The 18649-nt window shown below is 71.5% G+C and carries 17 protein-coding genes and 1 riboswitch; of the genes, 7 read left to right on the top strand and 10 right to left on the bottom strand.

Going from position 1 to position 18649, the window contains the following annotated elements:
- Positions 1-14 precede the first annotated feature (14 nt).
- Positions 15-1100 (bottom strand): S-(hydroxymethyl)mycothiol dehydrogenase, encoded by a 1086-nt coding sequence (locus ACZ4XD_RS29605; protein WP_468047023.1) that lies wholly within the window; start codon positions 1098-1100, stop codon positions 15-17.
- Between the two features lie 188 nt (positions 1101-1288).
- Positions 1289-2089 (bottom strand): IclR family transcriptional regulator, encoded by an 801-nt coding sequence (locus ACZ4XD_RS29600; RefSeq protein ID WP_468047022.1) that lies wholly within the window; start codon positions 2087-2089, stop codon positions 1289-1291.
- A gap of 167 nt (positions 2090-2256) precedes the next feature.
- Here ACZ4XD_RS29600 and ACZ4XD_RS29595 point away from each other — a divergent pair, with 167 nt between their 5' ends.
- The 3 genes from ACZ4XD_RS29595 (at position 2257) to ACZ4XD_RS29585 (ending at position 5098) form a co-directional block, all read left to right on the top strand.
- Positions 2257-2580 carry a bifunctional 3-phenylpropionate/cinnamic acid dioxygenase ferredoxin subunit gene (locus tag ACZ4XD_RS29595; RefSeq protein ID WP_042152581.1) on the top strand — a complete coding sequence of 108 codons (324 nt, stop codon included), beginning with the start codon at positions 2257-2259 and terminating at the stop codon, positions 2578-2580.
- The gene (locus tag ACZ4XD_RS29590) at positions 2577-3749 is read left to right on the top strand and encodes an NAD(P)/FAD-dependent oxidoreductase (protein WP_468047021.1); all 1173 of its coding nucleotides are present in this window, start codon (positions 2577-2579) and stop codon (positions 3747-3749) included. The genes ACZ4XD_RS29595 and ACZ4XD_RS29590 overlap by 4 nt, the downstream gene beginning before the upstream one ends.
- A gap of 227 nt (positions 3750-3976) precedes the next feature.
- Positions 3977-5098: an NADH:flavin oxidoreductase gene (locus ACZ4XD_RS29585; protein WP_468047020.1), complete on the top strand. Its 1122-nt coding sequence runs from the start codon at positions 3977-3979 to the stop codon at positions 5096-5098.
- 94 nt (positions 5099-5192) lie between these two features.
- Here ACZ4XD_RS29585 and ACZ4XD_RS29580 read toward each other — a convergent pair whose 3' ends face one another.
- Together ACZ4XD_RS29580 and ACZ4XD_RS29575 are read right to left on the bottom strand one after the other, a co-directional pair.
- Entirely contained in the window at positions 5193-6047 is an 855-nt protein-coding gene (locus ACZ4XD_RS29580; protein ID WP_468047019.1) for a bifunctional 5,10-methylenetetrahydrofolate dehydrogenase/5,10-methenyltetrahydrofolate cyclohydrolase, read from the bottom strand.
- A gap of 21 nt (positions 6048-6068) precedes the next feature.
- Positions 6069-6157, bottom strand: a riboswitch (ZMP/ZTP riboswitch).
- Positions 6158-6298: 141 nt separating this feature from the next.
- Positions 6299-7219: a hypothetical protein gene (locus ACZ4XD_RS29575; RefSeq protein ID WP_468047018.1), complete on the bottom strand. Its 921-nt coding sequence runs from the start codon at positions 7217-7219 to the stop codon at positions 6299-6301.
- A 162-nt stretch (positions 7220-7381) separates the two neighbouring features.
- On the opposite strand from ACZ4XD_RS29575, the gene ACZ4XD_RS29570 reads away from it, so the two are divergent.
- The 3 genes from ACZ4XD_RS29570 to ACZ4XD_RS29560 all read left to right on the top strand — a co-directional run bounded on the left by ACZ4XD_RS29570 (position 7382) and on the right by ACZ4XD_RS29560 (position 9401).
- Complete coding sequence (locus tag ACZ4XD_RS29570) at positions 7382-7765, top strand: hypothetical protein (RefSeq protein WP_468047017.1); 384 nt, start codon at positions 7382-7384, stop codon at positions 7763-7765.
- A gap of 67 nt (positions 7766-7832) precedes the next feature.
- Positions 7833-8054, top strand: a complete 222-nt coding sequence (locus ACZ4XD_RS29565; RefSeq protein ID WP_078885681.1) for a hypothetical protein — start codon at positions 7833-7835, stop codon at positions 8052-8054.
- A gap of 105 nt (positions 8055-8159) precedes the next feature.
- A complete protein-coding gene (locus ACZ4XD_RS29560; RefSeq protein WP_468047016.1) occupies positions 8160-9401 on the top strand; it encodes an SPFH domain-containing protein in 1242 nt (413 codons plus the stop codon).
- Positions 9402-9722: 321 nt separating this feature from the next.
- Here the strand turns inward: ACZ4XD_RS29560 and ACZ4XD_RS29555 are convergent, their stop codons facing one another.
- Positions 9723-10841 carry a serine hydrolase domain-containing protein gene (locus ACZ4XD_RS29555; RefSeq protein ID WP_468047014.1) on the bottom strand — a complete coding sequence of 373 codons (1119 nt, stop codon included), beginning with the start codon at positions 10839-10841 and terminating at the stop codon, positions 9723-9725.
- 186 nt (positions 10842-11027) lie between these two features.
- On the opposite strand from ACZ4XD_RS29555, the gene ACZ4XD_RS29550 reads away from it, so the two are divergent.
- Positions 11028-11687, top strand: a complete 660-nt coding sequence (locus ACZ4XD_RS29550) for a TetR/AcrR family transcriptional regulator (protein ID WP_468047012.1) — start codon at positions 11028-11030, stop codon at positions 11685-11687.
- Between the two features lie 167 nt (positions 11688-11854).
- Here the strand turns inward: ACZ4XD_RS29550 and ACZ4XD_RS29545 are convergent, their stop codons facing one another.
- From ACZ4XD_RS29545 to sbnA, 5 genes are read right to left on the bottom strand one after another with little or no spacing between them, the layout of a single operon-like run.
- Entirely contained in the window at positions 11855-13153 is a 1299-nt protein-coding gene (locus ACZ4XD_RS29545; protein ID WP_468047010.1) for a benzoate/H(+) symporter BenE family transporter, read from the bottom strand.
- Positions 13150-14352, bottom strand: a complete 1203-nt coding sequence (locus ACZ4XD_RS29540; RefSeq protein WP_468047008.1) for a trans-sulfuration enzyme family protein — start codon at positions 14350-14352, stop codon at positions 13150-13152. The genes ACZ4XD_RS29545 and ACZ4XD_RS29540 overlap by 4 nt, the downstream gene beginning before the upstream one ends.
- Positions 14349-16202: an FAD/NAD(P)-binding protein gene (locus ACZ4XD_RS29535; RefSeq protein ID WP_468047006.1), complete on the bottom strand. Its 1854-nt coding sequence runs from the start codon at positions 16200-16202 to the stop codon at positions 14349-14351. Before ACZ4XD_RS29535 ends, ACZ4XD_RS29540 begins: the two co-directional genes overlap by 4 nt.
- Positions 16196-17197: a 2,3-diaminopropionate biosynthesis protein SbnB gene (gene sbnB, locus ACZ4XD_RS29530; RefSeq protein ID WP_468047005.1), complete on the bottom strand. Its 1002-nt coding sequence runs from the start codon at positions 17195-17197 to the stop codon at positions 16196-16198. Before sbnB ends, ACZ4XD_RS29535 begins: the two co-directional genes overlap by 7 nt.
- A 16-nt stretch (positions 17198-17213) precedes the next feature.
- Positions 17214-18164 carry a 2,3-diaminopropionate biosynthesis protein SbnA gene (sbnA, locus tag ACZ4XD_RS29525; RefSeq protein ID WP_468047004.1) on the bottom strand — a complete coding sequence of 317 codons (951 nt, stop codon included), beginning with the start codon at positions 18162-18164 and terminating at the stop codon, positions 17214-17216.
- Positions 18165-18649: the final 485 nt, after the last annotated feature.

The following is an 18649-nucleotide window of genomic DNA, read 5'->3' as shown; positions in this document are numbered from 1 at the left end:
TGAGTGTGACGCCGTTACAGGACCACGACGGAGCGCAGTACCCGCCCGTCGCGCATCTTGTCGAACGCGGACTCCACCTCGTCCAGGCCGATCGTCTCGGTGACAAATCCGTCGAGGTCGAGCCGTCCGCTGAGGTAGCGGTCGATGAGGACGGGGAAATCGCGGCTGGGCAGACAGTCGCCGTACCAGGAGGATTTCAGGGCGCCGCCGCGCGAGAAGAGCTCGATGAGCGGCAGTTCGAGGCGCATGCCGGGGTCGGGGACGCCGACCTGGACCAGCGTGCCGGCCAGATCCCGCATAGAGAAGCCCTGGGTGTAGGTCTCCGGCCGGCCCACCGCGTCGATCACCACATCCGCGCCATGGCCGCCGGTCAGTCCGCGGACCGCCTCGATGGGGTCCGTACCACGGGAGTTGACGGTGTGGGTGGCTCCGAAGCGGGTGGCGCCGTCCAGCTTGTGGTCGTCGATGTCGACCGCGATGATCCGGCGTGCCCCGGCGATCGAGGCCCCGGCGATCGCCGCGTTGCCGACCCCGCCGCAGCCGATGACCGCGACGGTGTCCCCGCTGCCGACCCCGCCGGTGTGCACCGCCGCCCCGTAACCGGCCATCACTCCGCAGCCGATGAGACCGGCCGCTTCGGGCCGGGCGTGCGGGTCCACCTTGACCGCCTGCCCGGCGGCGACCAGGGTCTTCTCGGCGAAGGCCCCGATGCCGAGCGCGGGGGCGAGCGGGGTGCCGTCCAGCAGGGTCATCGGCTGGGTGGCGTTGCGGGAGTCGAAGCAGTACCAGGGCCGGCCGCGACGACAGGACCGGCAGCTGCCGCAGGGCGCCCGCCAGGCGAGGACGACATAGTCACCCGGGGCGAGATCGGTGACGCCGGGGCCGACGGACTCGATGACACCGGCCGCCTCATGGCCGAGGAGGAACGGGAATTGGTCGTTGACCGCCCCCTCCCGGTAGTGCAGGTCGGTGTGGCAGACCCCGCAGGCCTGCACGGCGACGAGCACTTCTCCCGGGCCGGGGTCCGGTACCAGAATCGTCTGCGGCTCGACCGGTGCGCCTTGTTTCGCCGCGACGACGGCATGGACGTGGTGTGGCATGCCCTACCCCTCAGTGTTGCGCACTGCACGACTGGTTGCGCGATGAGAGACATAGTGGGAACGCCGGATCGGCACCGTCAAGAGGTACGAGCCAGCTCTCGCCAACGGATTTCCCGCGCGCCCGGACACGGCGGCGGGGCCGGCACATAGCCCCGGCCCCGCCTCCGCCGCACTGACCCGTCATCGGGTCAACAGCCGTACCCCATCCGCCGCGACAGCTCCCCGGCCGCGGAAACGGTGGCCTTGACGACCTCGGGCAGCCGCTCCTCGGCCAGCCGGTAGGCGGGCACCGACACACTGATCGCCCCGATCACCGAGCCGTCGGGCCCGCGCACCGGCGCCGCGACCGCCCGCAGCCCGAGCTCCAGCTCCTCGATCGCCACCGCGAAACCCCGCTCGACCACTTCGGCGAGCTCACGGCGCAGCGCGGCCGCCGAGGTGACCGTCCGCTCGGTGAGCCGCGGCAACTTCCGTGCCAGCACGGCCTCCTGGACCGCTCTGGGCTGGTACGCGAGCAGCGCCTTGCCGCTGGAGGTGGCATGCAGCGGCGTACGCCGGCCGAGCCAGTTCTGCGCGGTGACCGACGCCGGACCGCGCGCCTGTGTGACGTTGACCGCGGCGTCGCCCTCCAGCACCGCGATATTGACCGTCTCCCCCAGCTCCCCGGCCAGCCGGCGGCAGACCGGCGCGCCTTCCTGGGAGATGTCCAGCCGTACGGCCGCCGCACCGGCCAGCCGCAACACCCCGGCTGCGAGGTAGTACTTGCCGCGCTCCTGCTCCTGCCCGACCAGCCCGCGGTTCTCCAGCACGCCGAGCAGCCGGAACGCGGTCGACTTGTGGACGCCCAGCTCCTCGGCGATCTCGGTCACGGCGGCCGCGCCGTGCCGCGCCAGGATTTCCAGCACGGTCACGGCCCGGTCCACCGACTGCACCCCGCCCGGCTGTTTCGGCGGCCCGGCCGCCGCCTGCCCCTCCACGCTGTCCGTCATCTGTTGGATCTCACCACCTGGCACCCCGGCCGAGGCCCGGGATTCGAAGGTTCGGCATTTCCGGGGACCGCTTGACGCATACGCTCCCCGGCTGGATTCTGTTGCGCATGGCGCCTCATCGTGCGCACCGCGAAACTCGATGATACCGAACAGTAACAGGGGGTCCTGTGATTCCTGTCTGCCCGCTCGCCGACCTGCCCACCGGCGAGTCCGTACGCATCGACACCGCACCTCCGATCGCCGTCTTCCATGCCGACGGGCAGTTGTACGCCATCGATGACACCTGCACCCACCAAGACGCCTCCCTCTCGGACGGCTGGCTGGAGGGCTGCCTGGTCGAATGCCCGCTGCACGCCGCGTCGTTCGATCTGCGCACCGGAGCGGCGACCTGCCTGCCCGCCCGCCGGGCCGTGCGCACCCATCCCGTGACCGTCGAGGACGGCATGATCTACGTCCACCACCACGCCGCCGAGGAAGGCACCGCCGCATGAAGTCGGTCGCTGTCATCGGGGCCTCGCTGGCGGGCCTCTACGCCGCGCGGGCCCTGCGCGCCCAGGGATTCGACGGCCGGCTGGTGATCGTCGGGGAGGAACACCACCGCCCCTACGACCGCCCGCCGCTGTCCAAGGGTTTCCTCACCGGCGCCACCGCTGACCAGGGTCAACTGGCCCTGGCCGACGCCGAGGAGATCGCCGAACTGGACGCCGATTGGCTCCTCGGCACCCGCGCCACCGGGCTCGACACCCGTGGGCGCGCGGTACTTCTCGACGGTGGCCGGTCCCTGACCACCGATGGCGTGGTGATCGCCACCGGCGCCACCCCGCGCCGCCTCCCCGGCCCGGCCCCCGCCGGAACCCACACCCTGCGCACCCTTGAGGACGCCCAGGCCCTGCGCGCGGAGCTGACCCGGGGCCCGGTCAGGGTCGTGGTGATCGGCGGCGGCTTCATCGGCGCCGAGGTCGCCTCGTCCTGCGCCGCACTCGGCCATGACGTCACCGTGGTCGAAGCCGCCCCGCTCCCCCTCGTCCCCCAACTCGGCGAGGCGATGGCCGGGATCTGCTCCGCCCTGCATGCGGACCACGGCGTCACCCTGCTGACCGGAACCGGTGTCGCCCGCCTGCACGACGGCGGCACCGGGCACCGTGTCTCCGCGGTCGAGCTGACCGACGGCCGGCTGCTCCCCGCCGAGGTGGTCGTCATCGGCATCGGGGTACGCCCGCACACCGCCTGGCTCGAAGGCTCCGGGCTCCCACTCGACGACGGGGTGTGCTGCGACGCGGGCGGGGTCACCCCTCAGCCCCATATCGTGGCGGTCGGCGATGTCGCCAGGGCAGACGGCACCCGCACCGAACACTGGACCGGCGCCACCGAACAGGCCGCCGTCGCCGTCCGGAACCTGCTGGCCGGCCGCACCGTCGCGACCCACCGGAGCCTGCCGTACTTCTGGTCCGACCAGTACGGCGTACGCCTCCAGTTCGCCGGCCGGCGCCTGCCCACCGACACCCCGCGCATCGTCGAGGGCTCGCCCGACGACCGCAGCTTCCTCGCCTGCTACGAACGCGACGGGCAGACCACCGCCGTCCTGGCCCTCAACCGCCCCCGCCCCTTCATGCGCCTCCGCCGCGAACTCGCCCGCGCCGCCCAGCCGGTCAGCACCTGACCGCGACCGGCGGGGCGACGGGCGGCAGCGGGAAGGCCGCGGGGGCGGGGACGGCAGGGTGACCGCGGCGGTGCGACGGCTGCGGCGCGCGGACCACGGGGTGGCGACTGTGGCGCAGCAGACAGTGCGCGGCGGATGACGGCAGCGCCGTGGGGTGTTCGGAACAGCGGAACGTCTGCCGGCCGGCGGCGTTCCGCGCCCGCGTTGTCTTCCTAGGAGACCCACACGTGACTGCCAGCGCCGCCGCCACCCGTGCGGCCCAGACGCTCTCCCGCCCCTTCGCCCTGGGCGGCCGCACCGTGCCCAATCGGATCGCCATGGCGCCGATGACCCGCGAGTTCTCGCCCGGCGGAGTCCCGGGCGCCGATGTCGCGGACTATTACGCCCGCCGCGCCGCCGGCGGCGTCGGCCTGATCATCACGGAGGGGACCTACGTCGGGCACCCCGCCGCCGGCACCAGCGACGCCGTCCCCCGCTTCCACGGCGCGGACGCACTCGACGGCTGGAGCCGGGTCGTGGAAGCGGTGCATGCGGCGGGCGGAACGATCATGCCGCAGCTGTGGCACGTCGGCATGGCCCGTAAGGCGGGCGCACCGCCGTTCCCCGACGCCCCGCCGTCCGGCCCGTCCGGCCTCGCCCTCGAGGGCACCCCGTCCGGGCACGCCATGACACAGCGGGATCTCGACGAGGTCATCGCGGCGTTCGCCGAGGCGGCGGCCACCGCCGAGCGGCTCGGCTTCGACGGAGTCGAACTGCACGGTGCGCACGGCTACTTGATCGACCAGTTCCTGTGGTCGGGCACCAACCGGCGGACCGATGCCTACGGTGGCAGCCGCACCGCCCGTACTCGTTTCGCCGCCGAGGTCGTGGCGGCCTGCCGGGCGGCGGTCTCGCCCGGTTTCCCGGTCCTCTTCCGGATGTCCCAGTGGAAGATGGGCAACTACGAGGCCCGGCTCGCCGGAACGCCGGATGAACTCCAGGAGATCGTGGCGCCACTGACGGACGCCGGCGTCACCGCGTTCCACTGCTCGACGCGCCGCTACTGGCTGCCGGAATACGAGGGCTCGGACCTCAATCTCGCGGGATGGGTCAAGAAGCTCTCCGGCCGGCCCACCCTCACCGTGGGCTCGGTCGGTCTCGACAACGAGTTCATCGGGACGTTCCAGGGCGAACAGGCCGGGGTCTCCGGTATCGACCGGCTGCTGGACCGGCTGGAGCGGGACGAGTTCGACCTCGTCGCCATCGGACGGGCCCTGCTCGGCGACCCGGAGTGGGCCGCCAAGATCTTGGCGGGCCGCACCGACGCCCTGGTGCCGTTCGACGCCTCGATGCTGCGGACGCTGAACTGACACCGGACGCGCCGGGCGCAGCCGGTCTGCCGCGCCCGGCGCCACCGCCCGCACCGCTGTGCCGGACGGTTCACGGCCCCGCGTCGGGCGGCGGTCAGACCGCGGTCAGCTGGGCGGCCGCGGCGTCGACGGTCTGGGTGAGCAGGGTGGCGATGGTCATCGGGCCGACGCCGCCGGGGACCGGGGTGATCAGGGCGGCGCGGGTGCGTGCCGCGTCGAAGTCCACATCCCCGACGTTGCCCGGGTTGGAGCCGGCGTCCATCACGACGGCTCCGGGCTTGATGTGCTCACCGCCCAGGAACCGGGGCCGGCCGACGGCCGCGATCAGCACATCGGCCTCCCTGGTGTGCGAGGCCAGATCGGTGGTGCGGGAGTGGCAGTAGGTGACGGTGGCATCGCGGCCGAGCAGCAGCATCCCCACGGGCTTGCCCAGGATCGCGCTGCGGCCGACCACGACCGCGTGCTTACCGGCCAGGTCGACGTCATAGTGATCCAGCAGCCGCAGGATGCCGCCGGGCGTACAGGAGGCGAAGCCGTCCAGGCCGAAACTCATCGCGGCGAAGGAGTGGCAGGTGACGCCGTCGACATCCTTCTCGGGCGCGATCGCCTCGAACGCGGCGCGCTCATCGATGTGCGGTCCGGCCGGGTGCTGCAACAGGATGCCGTGCACCGCGGGGTCGTTCGACAGTGCCGTGATCGTGTCGACCAGCTCCGCGGTCGTGGTGGCGGCGGGCAGCGCCACATGCCGGGAAAGTATCCCGGCCTTCGCGCAGCGGTTGCGCTTCATCCGGACATACGTCACCGAGGCGGGGTCGTCGCCGACGAGTACGGTCGCCAGACACGGGGCCGTACCGGTCCGTTCGGTGAGGTCGGCCGCGCGCCGGGCGGCCTGTTCGACGAGGCTGCGGGCCAGTGCGCTGCCGTCCATGAGGCGGGCTTCCGGGGACATGGGCTGCTCCTGAGCGTCGGGTGGGATCGCCCAGGCGCGCGGCACGGACCGTGGATGGCCGAGCCGCTCCCCGGTGGTACTCCACCCAAGCGCCAGTCACGGCTCGGCGCCCACTGTAATCGACGTCAGAGGGGACCGGCGTCCGGTTTTCCGCCCAGCGCCGGCACCGGCCACTGCCCGGCAGCCGACGTGCCCGCCGGCCCGGGTGCCCGGCGTCCCGGATGCCGCCGGGCACCGGTGGCGCGGCCCCGTCACCCGCCGCCCTGGCCGGGTGCGGAGAGGGGTGGTTGAGGCGCGGCGGTGGCCTCCCATTGACTGAGGATGCCGTCCCAGTCGTGCTGGGCGGCGGTGATGGCATTGGCATCCCACGTGGGCTGTGTGGGCTGCTGATACTGCTGGTGTTCCTCGTAGACCCGGTATTCCTGGTACTGCTGCTGGTCCGGGTAGTGCTGGTACGGCTGTTGCTTCCAGTGCTCCTGCTCGTAGTGCTCCCGTGGGGGCTGCTGTGGTCGCTCGCGCCATGTCAGATGGGGCGTCTCCGGCTGTGGGGGCGGGACATTGACCAGCCGTCGGTGCCGTCCCGTACGGTCCGAGGGGGTGGGCGGCATCGGGCGGCTCTCCGCGGACAGTTGCTGTGCGCGGGCCACCAGCAGCCGGACGTCGAGGCCGAGTTCGGTGGCCAGGGCGGTGAGGTCGACGCCGTTGTGCCAGCTGCTCATCAGGACCGCGTCCAGCGCCGGGGCCCAGGCCGGTTCGGAGGGCTGGGGGGCGGCGGCCGGGCCTTGTGGGGGCGGCGGTGCGACGGGGCCCGGCGCGGCGGCCCCCTGAGCGGGCTGCGGCGCGGGGGCTTGCGTCGCGGAGGTCTGGGGCGCGGGCTGCTGCGGTGCGGGGGCGGGCTCGCACGGGGGCTGGGCGAGCAGGCTCTTGGCGACCGCGCGGGCGTCTTCCTTGCCCACCGTGCGCCGGGCCAGCCGCACTTCGCGTTCCTCCAGGCCGAGCAGATCCGCCACCACCGCGTCGCTGCCCACGGTCACGGCGAAGGCGGCCAGGGTCCGCGAACGGCGGGCCTCGGCCTCGTCGAGGAGTCCCTGTGTACGGCGGACCTCGTCATCGCTGCTGCAAAACGCCTGTGCGAGTACCGCGTGGCGCTCCCACAACTCCCTCGGTTCCATGACTGCGACAACGTTCCTTCGTCCGGATTGGACCGCTTCCCGGCTATAGATCACTGCATAAGGTGATATTCGATGGAGATGCGCCCCTGCCTGCCTGGCGGAAGTACGGACGGCTGCGAAAATACGCAGTGACCCCAGCGTCGAAGAATCGTTTCTACGGCCATGAGCGTCCCCTCTTCCGGCACCGTCGCAGGTCACGGACCGACGTCCCTCCCCCGCCCCGGGCAGATGCCCCGGTGGATCACCGCGGAGGTCATCAGGCAGACACCGGTGTACGCCGGGCTGGTGAAGCAGTGGACCGAGCGCGCCGCCACGGTGCCCGGGGTCGCCGATCCCGAGTGGCAGCGCCTGGTCTCCTACCGCGCGCTGATGGAGGAGACCGAGACCGCCCTCACGGCCCTGCGGCCCCATCGTGCGCCCGACGTACTACCCCCGAGGAAGCCGTCGGTCCCGGCGGCCCGGCCCGCCCGGCTGGATGCCGGAACCGGTGCCGCGGCGGCTGCCGGACCGGCGGCGCAGACGGCACCCCGGCCGGAGTACCGTTGAGTTGTCGAGGATTTCCCGCTGTCCGGCGGCTGCGCCGGCAGCGGCTTTGACCAGCGACGGAGCCCGGGTGAGCGCGACGGATGACACGGACTTCAGCCCGATCGGGGTGATCGGGCGGGTGACCGTCTCCATCCCGACCGACGGACCGGGTGAGGTGCTGCTGCCCGTGCGCGGCGGCACCGAGGCCTTCGCCGCCTGGTCCCGCGAGCCCATCGCCCGGCACACGCAGGTCATCGTGGTGGACCACACTTCGGCGCGGTCGGTGATCGTCGCGCCGCTGCCCGCGTGATCCGGCGCTCCCGCCGACCGTGTCCGGCCACGTGAGCACTCCCTTTTCCCGCGGCCGCGCCCGCACCCCCACCGGAACCGGTCGCATCGGACCAGGAGCCTTCCGATGTTGTTCTGGCATGTTCCTGCGCCCAACGAGGCGCTGTTGATCTCCGGCTCGAAGCGCCGGGCCGGGGACGCCCAATTCCGTATCGTCACCGGCCATGGCTGCTGGGTCATGCCCGTCAAACAGAAGGCGAGTGTGCTGTCGCTGTCGCTGCGGGAGGCGGAGATCTCCGAGGACTGCGTCACCCAGCAGGGCATCCGGCTCGGCGTCCGGGCGGTCGCCGTCTTCAAGGTCGGGGACGACCAGACGTCCATCGCCAACGCCGCCCGCCGCTTCCTGGCCGAGCAGGCCACCATGGAAGAGCTGGTGGGCCGGATCTTCGCCGGTCACCTGCGCTCGATCGTCGGCGGACTGACCGTCGAACAGATCATCCGGGAGCGGGACCGGGTCGCCCAGGAGGTCAAGGACGGCAGCCACTCCGAGATGGAGAAGCTCGGCATCGTCGTGGACGCCCTGCAGATCCAGGAGATCGCCGACACCTCCGGCTACATCACCAATCTCGCCGCACCGCACGCCGCCGCGGTGGCCAGCACGGCCCGGATCGCGCAGGCCAAGGCCGACCAGGAGGCGACCGAACGCGAGCAGCAGGCGGCGGCGTTGAAGGCCGAGTACGAGCGGGACACCGCGATCAAGCGGGCCGGGTTCCTCGCCGAGACCGAGCAGTACAACGCCCGCGCGGCGCAGGCCGGCCCGCTCTCCCAGGCCAGGGCATCGCAGGAGGTCATCGAGGAGCAGACCGCACTGGCCCAGCGGCAGGCCTCGCTCGCCGCCCAGCGGCTGGAGGCCGAGGTACGCCGCCCCGCGGACGCCGAGGCGTACCGGCTGCGCACCCTGGCGGAGGCGCAGCGTGACCAGGTCCGGTACGAGGCGGACGCCCGCGCGTACACCGAACGGACCGTCGCCCAGGCACGTGCCGACGCCAACACGGCCCTCGCGGGCTCGCTGCGGGAGGGCAACCAGGAACTGATCGCCGCCAACCGCACCGTCGAGAACCTCCCCGCCCTCGCCGAATCCGCCGCCGAGGGCCTCTCCGGCGCCCGGCTGACCGTCCTCAACGGCTCGGACGGGGTGAACGAGCTCGCCTCCGGCATCGTCGGCCAGGCCCTGGCCATTCTCGACAGCCTGAAACAGGGCACGGGCCCGCCCGGCACCACTCCCCCACCGGCCGACGGCACGGGGCCGCTCCCCCGGAAGGTGACACAGCTGAAGCAGGAGGGCGCGGGGTCGGGGGCGTCGTCGTGATCGGACGTCCGTGCGGGGCCCTGCGGTCGTCCATGGGCCCCATGCGGTCATCCATAGGGGGGTCGTCCGCGGCCGGTTGGGCGGACGGCCCCTGAGGCCGCCGCACCGGGCCGGTCACCCGGCTCGGTGGGGCGTGGCTAGGTGAGGTCGGCGAGGAGCGCGTCCAGTGCGCTGGTCAGGGCCGCGGAGTCTTGTCGCCGTCCACCCGCAAGCCGGCCAGGGCCTCGTGCCGGTCCTGGCGGCGGACGGCGATGATCACCATCTCGGAGCGGTCCACCACCTCCTGGCCGCGCCCGGCCGTAGGTGGGCTGGGCGGCCCGGTCAGCCGTACATCGCTACGCGGAACAGCGCCGCCAGCGCGGCGTCGATGGCATGGGGCTGCGGCTTGCCGGAGGAGTCGAGCCTGTTCCACCTCTGCATGTTCACCGCGACCGCCATCTGCCGCTTGCCGTCGGCACGGGTCATGGCCAGCGCTCCACCACCCCAGACCGTGCCGCCATGGCCCCAGAAGGTGCCCTGACCTGGCCCCTCCATCGGGTGCAGGCCGAGGCCGTAGTCGATCGTCTTCTGCTCCTGGGAGACGACCGGGACGGTGCGTTGCATCTGCGCCAGCGACGCCGGGCTGACGATCTCCCCGGCCAGCAGCATGCGGTAGAAGCGGTTGAGGTCCGCGACGGTCGATATCAGCGAGGCCGACGGCCCCACCCATGACATGTCGTAGACGCTGTAGTCGCGCGGCGGGTCGATCATGCCGAACCACGCCTCGTAGAGCTGCGAGTGCGGCCCGTTGACGTACGGTCCGGCGGGGAGTTCGGTGTCCCGGAGCCCGGCGCGCTCGATGACGTTCCGGGTGAGGTACCGCTCTGCCGTGGTGCCGGTCGCCTGTTCCAGGAGTTGGTCCAGGAGCAGATAGTTGGTGTTGGAGTACACCCCCGGCGTACCGCCCGGGGCGCCGACGGCAGGTGCGGTGACCCCCATCTCGATCAGTTCCGTGGGGTCGAACCGCGTGAACCGGTGGTCGTCCAGGCTCTGGGGTCCGGTGTCCGCGAGGGCGGGGTACGCCTTGAGGGAGGGGTAGGCGTACGGGAGGTACTCGGCGAGGCCGCTGGTGTGGTTGAGCAGCATCCGGACGGTGATCGCGGCACCGCGTTCTCCGGGGACCAGCTTCGGAAGGTACCGGGCGATCGGTGTGTCGAGCCCTATCCGACCGTTCTCGACCTGCTGGAGAACCGCGGCGGCGGTGAAGGTCTTGGTGATGCTGCCGACGCGGTGCCGCATACCGGCGGTGACAGGGCGGCCGGTGGCGACGTCGGCGGTCCCGGCGGCGCCGCGCCAGACCTGGTCGCCGTCCCGCACCTCGGCGAACAGGCCCGGCAGGCCCGCGCGGTGGACGTTTTCGATGGCCGCTTCCAGCGCCGAAGGATCCAGTGGGTTCTTCACCTCATGCGTCCTTTCGTATTCCCCGGGGTGAGCTCCGCGACGGTCGCCCGCCCCGGACAACAGGGCACGCGTGGCCGGGCGGCCCGCCACCTGCCGGCCGCCCGGCCAGCTCACGTCCCCATTATGCACGCGGTGCGTGCAACGCCAAGTGCATAGGTTAGGCTGAAGACCGACGAGAGGAGCGAAATGGCAGGCCGAAGGCGTTGGTCGACCGAAGAGATCCTGGATGCGGCGGCGGAACTGCTGCGCACGAGCGACGCGGATTCGTTCAGCGTGCGCAAGCTGGCCGCGGCCCTCGGGACCGATTCCTCCAGCCTGTACCGGCACTTCCGCAGCAAGACCGAACTGCTGCGCGCGGTCGCCGACCGGATTCTGCTGGCCGCCATGGACGGCCACCGCGGCGAGGGCGACTGGAAGCAGCGCATCACGGCCCTGGCCCTGCGCGTGCGAGAGGCCTTCGGTCAGCAGCCGCAGCTCGCCGCGGTCTGGGGACGTTACGCGTCCAGCGGCACCGGTTCCCGGCTGGTCATGGAAGAAGTGCTACAGGCGCTGCGCGCGTCGGGGCTGCCCGACGAGGAGATCCCGGTGCGCTATCACCGGATCGCGGTCCTCATCGCCGCATTGATCGCTTCCGAGGCGGGGGCCGGCGCGGTCACCCCGGAAGAGCACGCACAGGGCATGGAGCTGTTCCGCGTGGCGGTACTGGGCGCCGATCCCGAACGCTTCCCGGCCCTGGCCCACTTCGCCCGCGACGTGCGCCCCCTCGGGGCGGACCGCCGCGCCGCATTCGAGGAGATCCTCGCCGCCCAACTCGCCCATATCGAAGCGGCGGTCAGCCCGAGCTAGCCGACCGCCGAAGCCCACCGCGGACCCGGCCGCACTCGCCCAACGGCTCTACGACGAGCAAGAGAAGACCGTCCACCCCGCACCGGCCGCCGGACACACAAAGGTGCCCGGCGGCCCGTGGGGCTCCGGTCTCGTCGTGGCCGTGGCCGGCGCGGGGCCGGCCCGGCTTACTTGGCGGCTTCCGTGGGGTTGCGGAAGCGGGTCAGGACGAGGTGGGCGATGACGCCGAAGAGCAGGCCCCAGAAGGCGGAGCCGATGCCGAAGAGGGTGAGGCCGGAGGCGGTGGCGAGGAAGGTGATCAGGGCCGCCTCGCGGTCCTTCTCCTCCTTCACCGCCCCGGTCAGCCCGCCGGCCAGCGCACCGAGCAGGGCGACTCCGGCGACCGCCGCCACCAGCTCCTTGGGGAGGCCCGCGAAGAGCACCACCAGCGTGGAGCCGAAGGCTCCGATGAGGAGATAGAACGCTCCGCAGGAGACTCCCGCCACGTAGCGCCGCTTCGGGTCGCGGTGCGACTCGGGGCCGGTGCAGATGGCGGCGGTGATCGCCGCGAGGTTGATGGCATGGGAGCCGAAGGGGGCCAGTGCCGTGGACACCAGGCCCGTGGAACCGATCAGGAGACGGTCCTTGGGCTGGTAGCCGGAGGCGGTGAGCACGGCCATGCCCGGTGCGTTCTGGGAGGCGAGCGTCGCCAGGATCATCGGCACGGCGATGCCGATGAGGGAGGCGACCGAGAACTCCGGGGTCGTCAGCACCGGCTTGGCCAGCTCGATCCGGTCCAGATGGATGTCCAGCCGGGAGCTGACCGCGCTGGCCGCGACGCCCGCCGCCAGAGCGACCAGGACGGCGTACCGGGGCAGCCACCGCTTCGCCAGGAGGTAGGCCAGCAGCACCGAACCGGCAATGAGCGGCGCGGTCTTGAGGGAGGTGAACACCCCGGTGCCGAACGAGAAGAGGATGCCGGCGAGCATCGCGGAGACCACGGCGGTGGGCACCTGCCGCATCAGCCAGCCGAACACTCCGGTCAGGCCGACCAGGGTGATCACCAGACCGGTGACGATGAACGCGCCGATGGCCTCCGCGTAGGAGTAGGCCCCGAGGCTGGTCACCAGCAGGGCCGCGCCCGGTGTCGACCAGGCGGTGATCACCGGCATCTTGGTGCGCAGGCTCAGCCCGATACAGGTGAGCCCGCTGCCGATGGAGATGGCCCAGACCCACGAGCTGGTCTGAGCGGTGTTCAAGTGTCCGGCGGAGGCCGCCGCGAGCACGATGACGAGCGGGCCCGAGTAGGACACGACGACGGCGACGAAGCCCGCCAGGACCGCGGACAGCGAGGCGTCACGGAACAGGCCGGGCCGGGCCCCCGGTGCCGGGGACCCGTCCGCCGCGTCCGCCGGCTCCGCGCGCTCCGGCGGGGCGGACCCCGGCGGTGCGGCGTCGGGGTGGGGCGTGGGTGACTTGGAACTCAACGGTCTTCCTTCACGGCCTTTTCCAGGGCCTGTTCGAGGTCGGCGACAAGGTCTGCGGGGCTCTCCAGACCTATGGACAGCCGCAGCATGTCCTTCGGCGAGGTACTACCCGGCCCTTCGAAGGTGTAGCGGTGCTCGATCAGACTCTCCACACCGCCCAACGAGGTGGCACGGATGAAGAGTTGACAGTGGTTCGCGGTCCGCAGGGACTGCTGCCACTCGCCGTCGACATGCAGCGAGAGCATGCCGCTGAAGCCTCCCGTCATCTGCCGGGCGGCGATGGTGTGTCCCGGGTCGGTGGCGAGCCCCGGGTAGGCCACCCGCCGGATGCGCGGGTGCTCGGCGAAGTGCTCGGCCACCGCCATCGCGGTCTCCGAGATCTGCCGCATACGGGGGAAGAGCGTCCGTATGCCCCGCATCAGGAGGTAGGTCTCCATGGGGCCGAGTATCGGGCCGGTCAGCCGGCGGTGCAGCCGCAGCCGCTCCCAGATCTCGTCCCGGGCCTCGCTGCTCCCCGGCGCCTTGACGAGAAGTCCGGCGACGACGTCGGTGTGGCCGTTGAGGTACTTGGTCCCCGAATGCATGATCAGGTCCGCGCCGAGCTCGAACGGCTGGGAGTGCACCGGCGTGGGGACGGTGTTGTCGACGCCGAACAGGGCACCGGCCCGGTGGGCGATCTCGGCGCACGCGGCGATATCGGTCACCGTCCAGGTGGGGTTCGCCGGGGACTCCGCCCACACCAGCGCGGTCGGGGCGGCGGTCACCGCGGCCGTCACCGCGTCCAGGTCGTTCATGGGCGCCTGCACGACCTCCAGGCCGCGCTGCGTACCGAACTCCCGCAGCCACTTGGTGAGACCGAAGTACATGGTCTCCGGGACCACGACCCGCGCACCGGCCGGCAGCACCTGGAAGATGGCGGTGGCGGCGGCCATGCCGGACGAGAAGACCAGCGCGTCCGAGCCGCCCTCCAGGCCCGCCACCACCTGCTCGACCTGCTCGTACCCCGGTGTGCCCTGGTCCCGCAGATACGCCAGGCCGGCCGGCGCCCGGTACTCGCTGTCGCGCGCGAAGGTCGCGCCCAGCCCGATCGGGGGCGGCACCGCGCCGGTGGTCGGGCAGCGCCAGCCGTCGCCCTGCGCGGCGCGCGTCTCGGGCCGGTACTCCTGCGTCCAGGGGGTGAAGGTCTCGCTGTTGTTCATCGCTTCCTCGAAATCAGTGACGGCAGAGCGGTGCTCAGGGCAAGTTCCGCGTCCAGCAGCGCACGGGAGGGCGCGCCGGGTGAGGGCACATAGTGGTTGTAGTAGCTGGACCCCTCGGTGTGCGGCCCGAGGAAGAACAGACGTGGCTGCGGGGTGCCGGTGCGGTCGATCCCCTGGCCCTCCCGGGTGACGTCCAGCCCGTGCACCGTCGTCCCGCGGTGCGCGAGGGTACGGACGCGGCCGGCGGCGACGAGCGTGCCGAGCAGCGTCCCGGGCGCCCGGTCGGCGCTCGGCTCGGCCACATGCGCCTGCACCACGTGGTCGACCTCCATCCGCAACGGCTCGGCCAGGCAGGTGGATTCCAGGCGCCAGGGCCCCTGGCCGGCCGGTGCGACGATCTTCGGCTGCGGGCCGGGGCCGAGCCGGACGATCCCCGCGTCGATCAGCGAGAGCAGCTCCGCCGACCGGTCCAGCTGCGGGCCGATCACCTGGCGGTTCACCGTCGAGGCGAACTCCCCGAAGAAGGTGGCCAGCGACGCGTCGTCGACTCCCGGCGGGTCGATGACCGCACGCAGCACATCGCGGTGGTCGCGGAGCACCTCCAGGGCTTCCTTGAGCGGGCTCACCCCGAGGCCGTCGCGGGCCTCGGCCAGGTCGGCGGCGACCTCCGCGGTGAACCAGTCGCGGTAGTCGGCGTACCCCGTCCACTGCCGGTCGGAAAGGTCCGCGGACAGGAGCCCGGGCACCGGGGTGGCACCGAACCGGGCGTGCAGCTCCTCGCGCAGGGTCTCATGACCGGCCTGGGCGCAGCGCCGGGCCATCTCCAGCCCCGCGTCCGTGGCGTCGCCCATCTCCCGGCCCAACAGGACGCGGTAGTAGGCCAGTTCCATCTCGGCCTCGATGAGCGGCAGCACCTCGGCGGTGAAGTCGATCCGCCGGTCGGCCCGCCGGGCCCGGAGCGCGGCGAGGCGCTCCGTGGTCAGTGCCAGCGGAACGAAGCGCATCCGTCCCGGGTGGAGGCGCGGGCGGCTGCGCGAGGGCATTCCGGAGCGGTTGGTGAGCACGATCAACGGCTCCCGCCCACTGGGCCGATAGCGCATCCCGTGCGCACCCGTCGTATGCGCGCCACCGCGGCCGAGGGTCAGCGTGGCGATGACGTCCATGGCTGTCAGCCCCATGCCGAGGACGGCGACCCGTTCGCCCGGGCCGATGCTGTCCAGCGCCTCGGGCAGCGGATAGGGGCGGGTGACCAGCCGGGGGTCGGGGGCGGGTTCCGCGGGGGCATAGAGCGAGTGGTGCCCGACGGTGACGAACACGGCGTCGGCATCGATCCGGGTGCCGTCGGCGAGCACGACCGTCTCGGTGCCGGAGGCGCCGGGCTGGATGTCGACGGCCGTCGTACGGTGCTCCCGCAGCGTGAGGTGCTCGGGCGCGGCGGCGGTGATCTTCTCCGCCGCCCAGGTGAGGTATTCGCTCAGCAGCCTGCGCGGCAGGAAGTCGTTGGGCTGGATCTCCCGCCCTTCCCCCGCACGCACGGTGTAGCCGTCGTCCGCCAGCCGCAGGTCCCGCTCCCGGCACCAGGCGTGCAGCGAGGGGCCCAAGACCGGTACCGGGCCGTCGACCATCCGGTCATCAGCGAAGGCCGAGAGCTGTGCGCAGACGGTGTTGAGCAGCAGATGGTCGGGCTGGCCGGGCAGATGGAAGCCGGCGCCCAGGGGCTGCGGATCGATGAGGTGGACGGTGAGCGGGGCCGGCTGCGCCAGACAGTGCGCGACCAGCCGCTCGAAGACGCCCAGCCCTCGCGATCCGGCGCCCACGATCGCGACGGATATCGGGCTGTGCTTCACCACCGGCGCGTCTCCCCGAAGAAGTTGGGCACCTCGATCGTGCTGCCGTCCTTGCGGGCCTCGCCGAGGACGAACGCGCCCACGGCGAGGTCCAGCACGCCCAGTCCGAACGGCGAGAAGATCACCGGGCGGTCCGCTGAGGGCGTCACCTCCCCGTTGAGCACTCCGGCGAGAGTGCCGGTCACGAACTCGCGGGAGCCGGACAGCTGCTCGGCCAGGTGCGGTGAGGTCTGGGCCTTCAGACAGTGCTCGACGTCGTCGAAGAAGTTGTCCGCGCCCAGGATCACCTCGGGCGCGAGGTCGCGCAGGGAGATGTTGAGCACGAGCTGGCCGGGCTTGAACGGTGTGCTGACGTAGGGCTCCAGCGCGGTCGTGGCGAACACGACGGTGTCGGCGCTCAGCGCTTCGCCGAGGTCGGCGGTGAAGGTGGCCGGTCGGTTCTGGGTGGTGCGCACATGGTCGGCCAGCGCCTGTCCGGAGGTCTCGTCGAGGTCGTGGACGAGATAGGCGTCCGGGGCGCAGCCCGCGACGTTCAGGTAGTCGCAGATGTTGCGGGCGATGACGCCGCCGCCCACGACGGCGATACGGGTCCCCGCGAAGCCGTCCGGACGGAGCGCGGTCGCCGCGACGGCCGCGGAGGCGGCGGTGCGCGCCGCGCTGATGTTGGCGGCTTCGAGGCAGGCGATCGGGTAGCCGGTCTCGTAGTCGTTCAGGAGCAGGACGGCCGAGGCGCGCGGGTTGCCGCGGCGGGTGTTGCCCGGGAAGCTCGCGATCCACTTGATGCCGGCGAGCTGGACATCGGCGCCCAGGAAGGCCGGCAGCGCGATGATCCGGGAATCCGGCTTCTCCGGAAAGCGCAGGAAGTAGCTGTCCGGGTTGACGGAGTCCCCGGCCTCATGCGCCCGGTAGGCGCTGCTGACAATGCCGAGCACGTCGGCACGCTTGTCGTGCAGAACTTGACGGACCGTTTCCCCGGCCACGATCTCAAAGTTGAACATCAGGAATTCCCCCCACTCAGGCCGGCGCCTGAGATATTTTCTTGTTGCCGACGGTCTCGGGCCAGCGTTCCGCCACCCAGTCGTCGTTGTAGATGGTCTCCAGATAGCGGTCCCCGAAGTCGGGTGAGATGGCCACCACGACACTTCCGTCCGGGATTTCCTTCGCGGCATCCTGCACGGCACACAGCACCGTCCCGGACGAGCCCCCCAGCAGCAGCCCGCGTTCTTCGGCCAGCGTCCGGCACATCTCCACGGCCGCCGACTCGGAAATGAGCACGACCTCGTCGATATTCCCGGTGTCCAGAATTTCCGGCCGCCGGCTCGTCCCCAGGCCGGGAATGTGGCGGCGGGCCGCGGGCCCGCCGAAGGTCACGGAGCCCTCGGCGTCCACCGCGATGATCCGGGTGGCGGGGCTGTGGCGGCGCAGATACTCCGCACAGCCCATCAGGGTGCCCGTCGTCCCGGCCCCGATGAAGGCGTAGTCGATATGGCCGATCTCCTGGAGGAGCGCACGGCCCGTACGGTCCCGGTGGGCCTGCGGCCCGGCCGGGTTGGCGTACTGGTTCAGCCAGAACAGGTCGGGTTCGCGGCGCAGCCGCTCGTCGATGTAGTCGATACGCGACTGGAGATAGCCGCCGTGGACGTCCCTGACGTCGATGACCACCACCTCGGCGCCGAGGACCTCCATCAGACGCCGCGACTGGACGGTGGCGTTGGGGTCCGTGACACAGGTCAGCCGGTAGCCCTTCGCCGCACACACCATCGCCAGGGCGACGCCGAGGTTTCCCGACGTCGATTCGATCAGCCGGGTCCGCGGGAAGCAGCGCCCGGAATCCTCGGCTGCCGCGACCAGCGCGACAGCCGTTTTGAGTTTTACCGAACCGGCAGGATTGAGACCTTCCAGTTTAAGGAAGACTGAACTGCCGGGAACTAATTGGTCAAGCCGGATGAAGAGATCATCCAGCACGAGATCATAAACTTCTTCCGCTATCACCAGAATCCAAACCGTTGAAAATGGGCAGCGCAAAATAGTGCGCTCGCCGAAGCGAGGAGCCCACGGGCTTGTTGGCCGGCGCACGGGTCAGGTGCGCGCTACGCAGAAGGGACTCTTCCCCCGTCCCCCGTTGTCACAAATCCCCCATTCGCGATGCGACAGAACAATCCTGCCATCACGCAAGGCCGATGACAATGATTATATGGAAACCAAAAACGTTGAAACGTGAAATGTGGCTTGATCCCGCCCCGGGACAACGCCCCTGACCAGCCGTTACTCCGGGTGACGCCACAGGGTGAACTTCGGCCACGCCCGGACAGGCAGCGGGGGGGGGGGGGGGGGGCCCGGCCCCCCCCCCCCCGGCCGGGCGGGTGTCAGAGGAGGCCGAGGAAAACAAAGTTGCGGCGGCCGTTTCTTCCCCGGACGCCGCCCTTTCGTTCTTGACGGGTCCAGCCATC

This window comes from Streptomyces sp. NPDC029466 (assembly GCF_055574515.1).
Note: the sequence above shows the minus strand (reverse complement) of the source record. Positions and strands in the feature narration are given on the sequence as shown.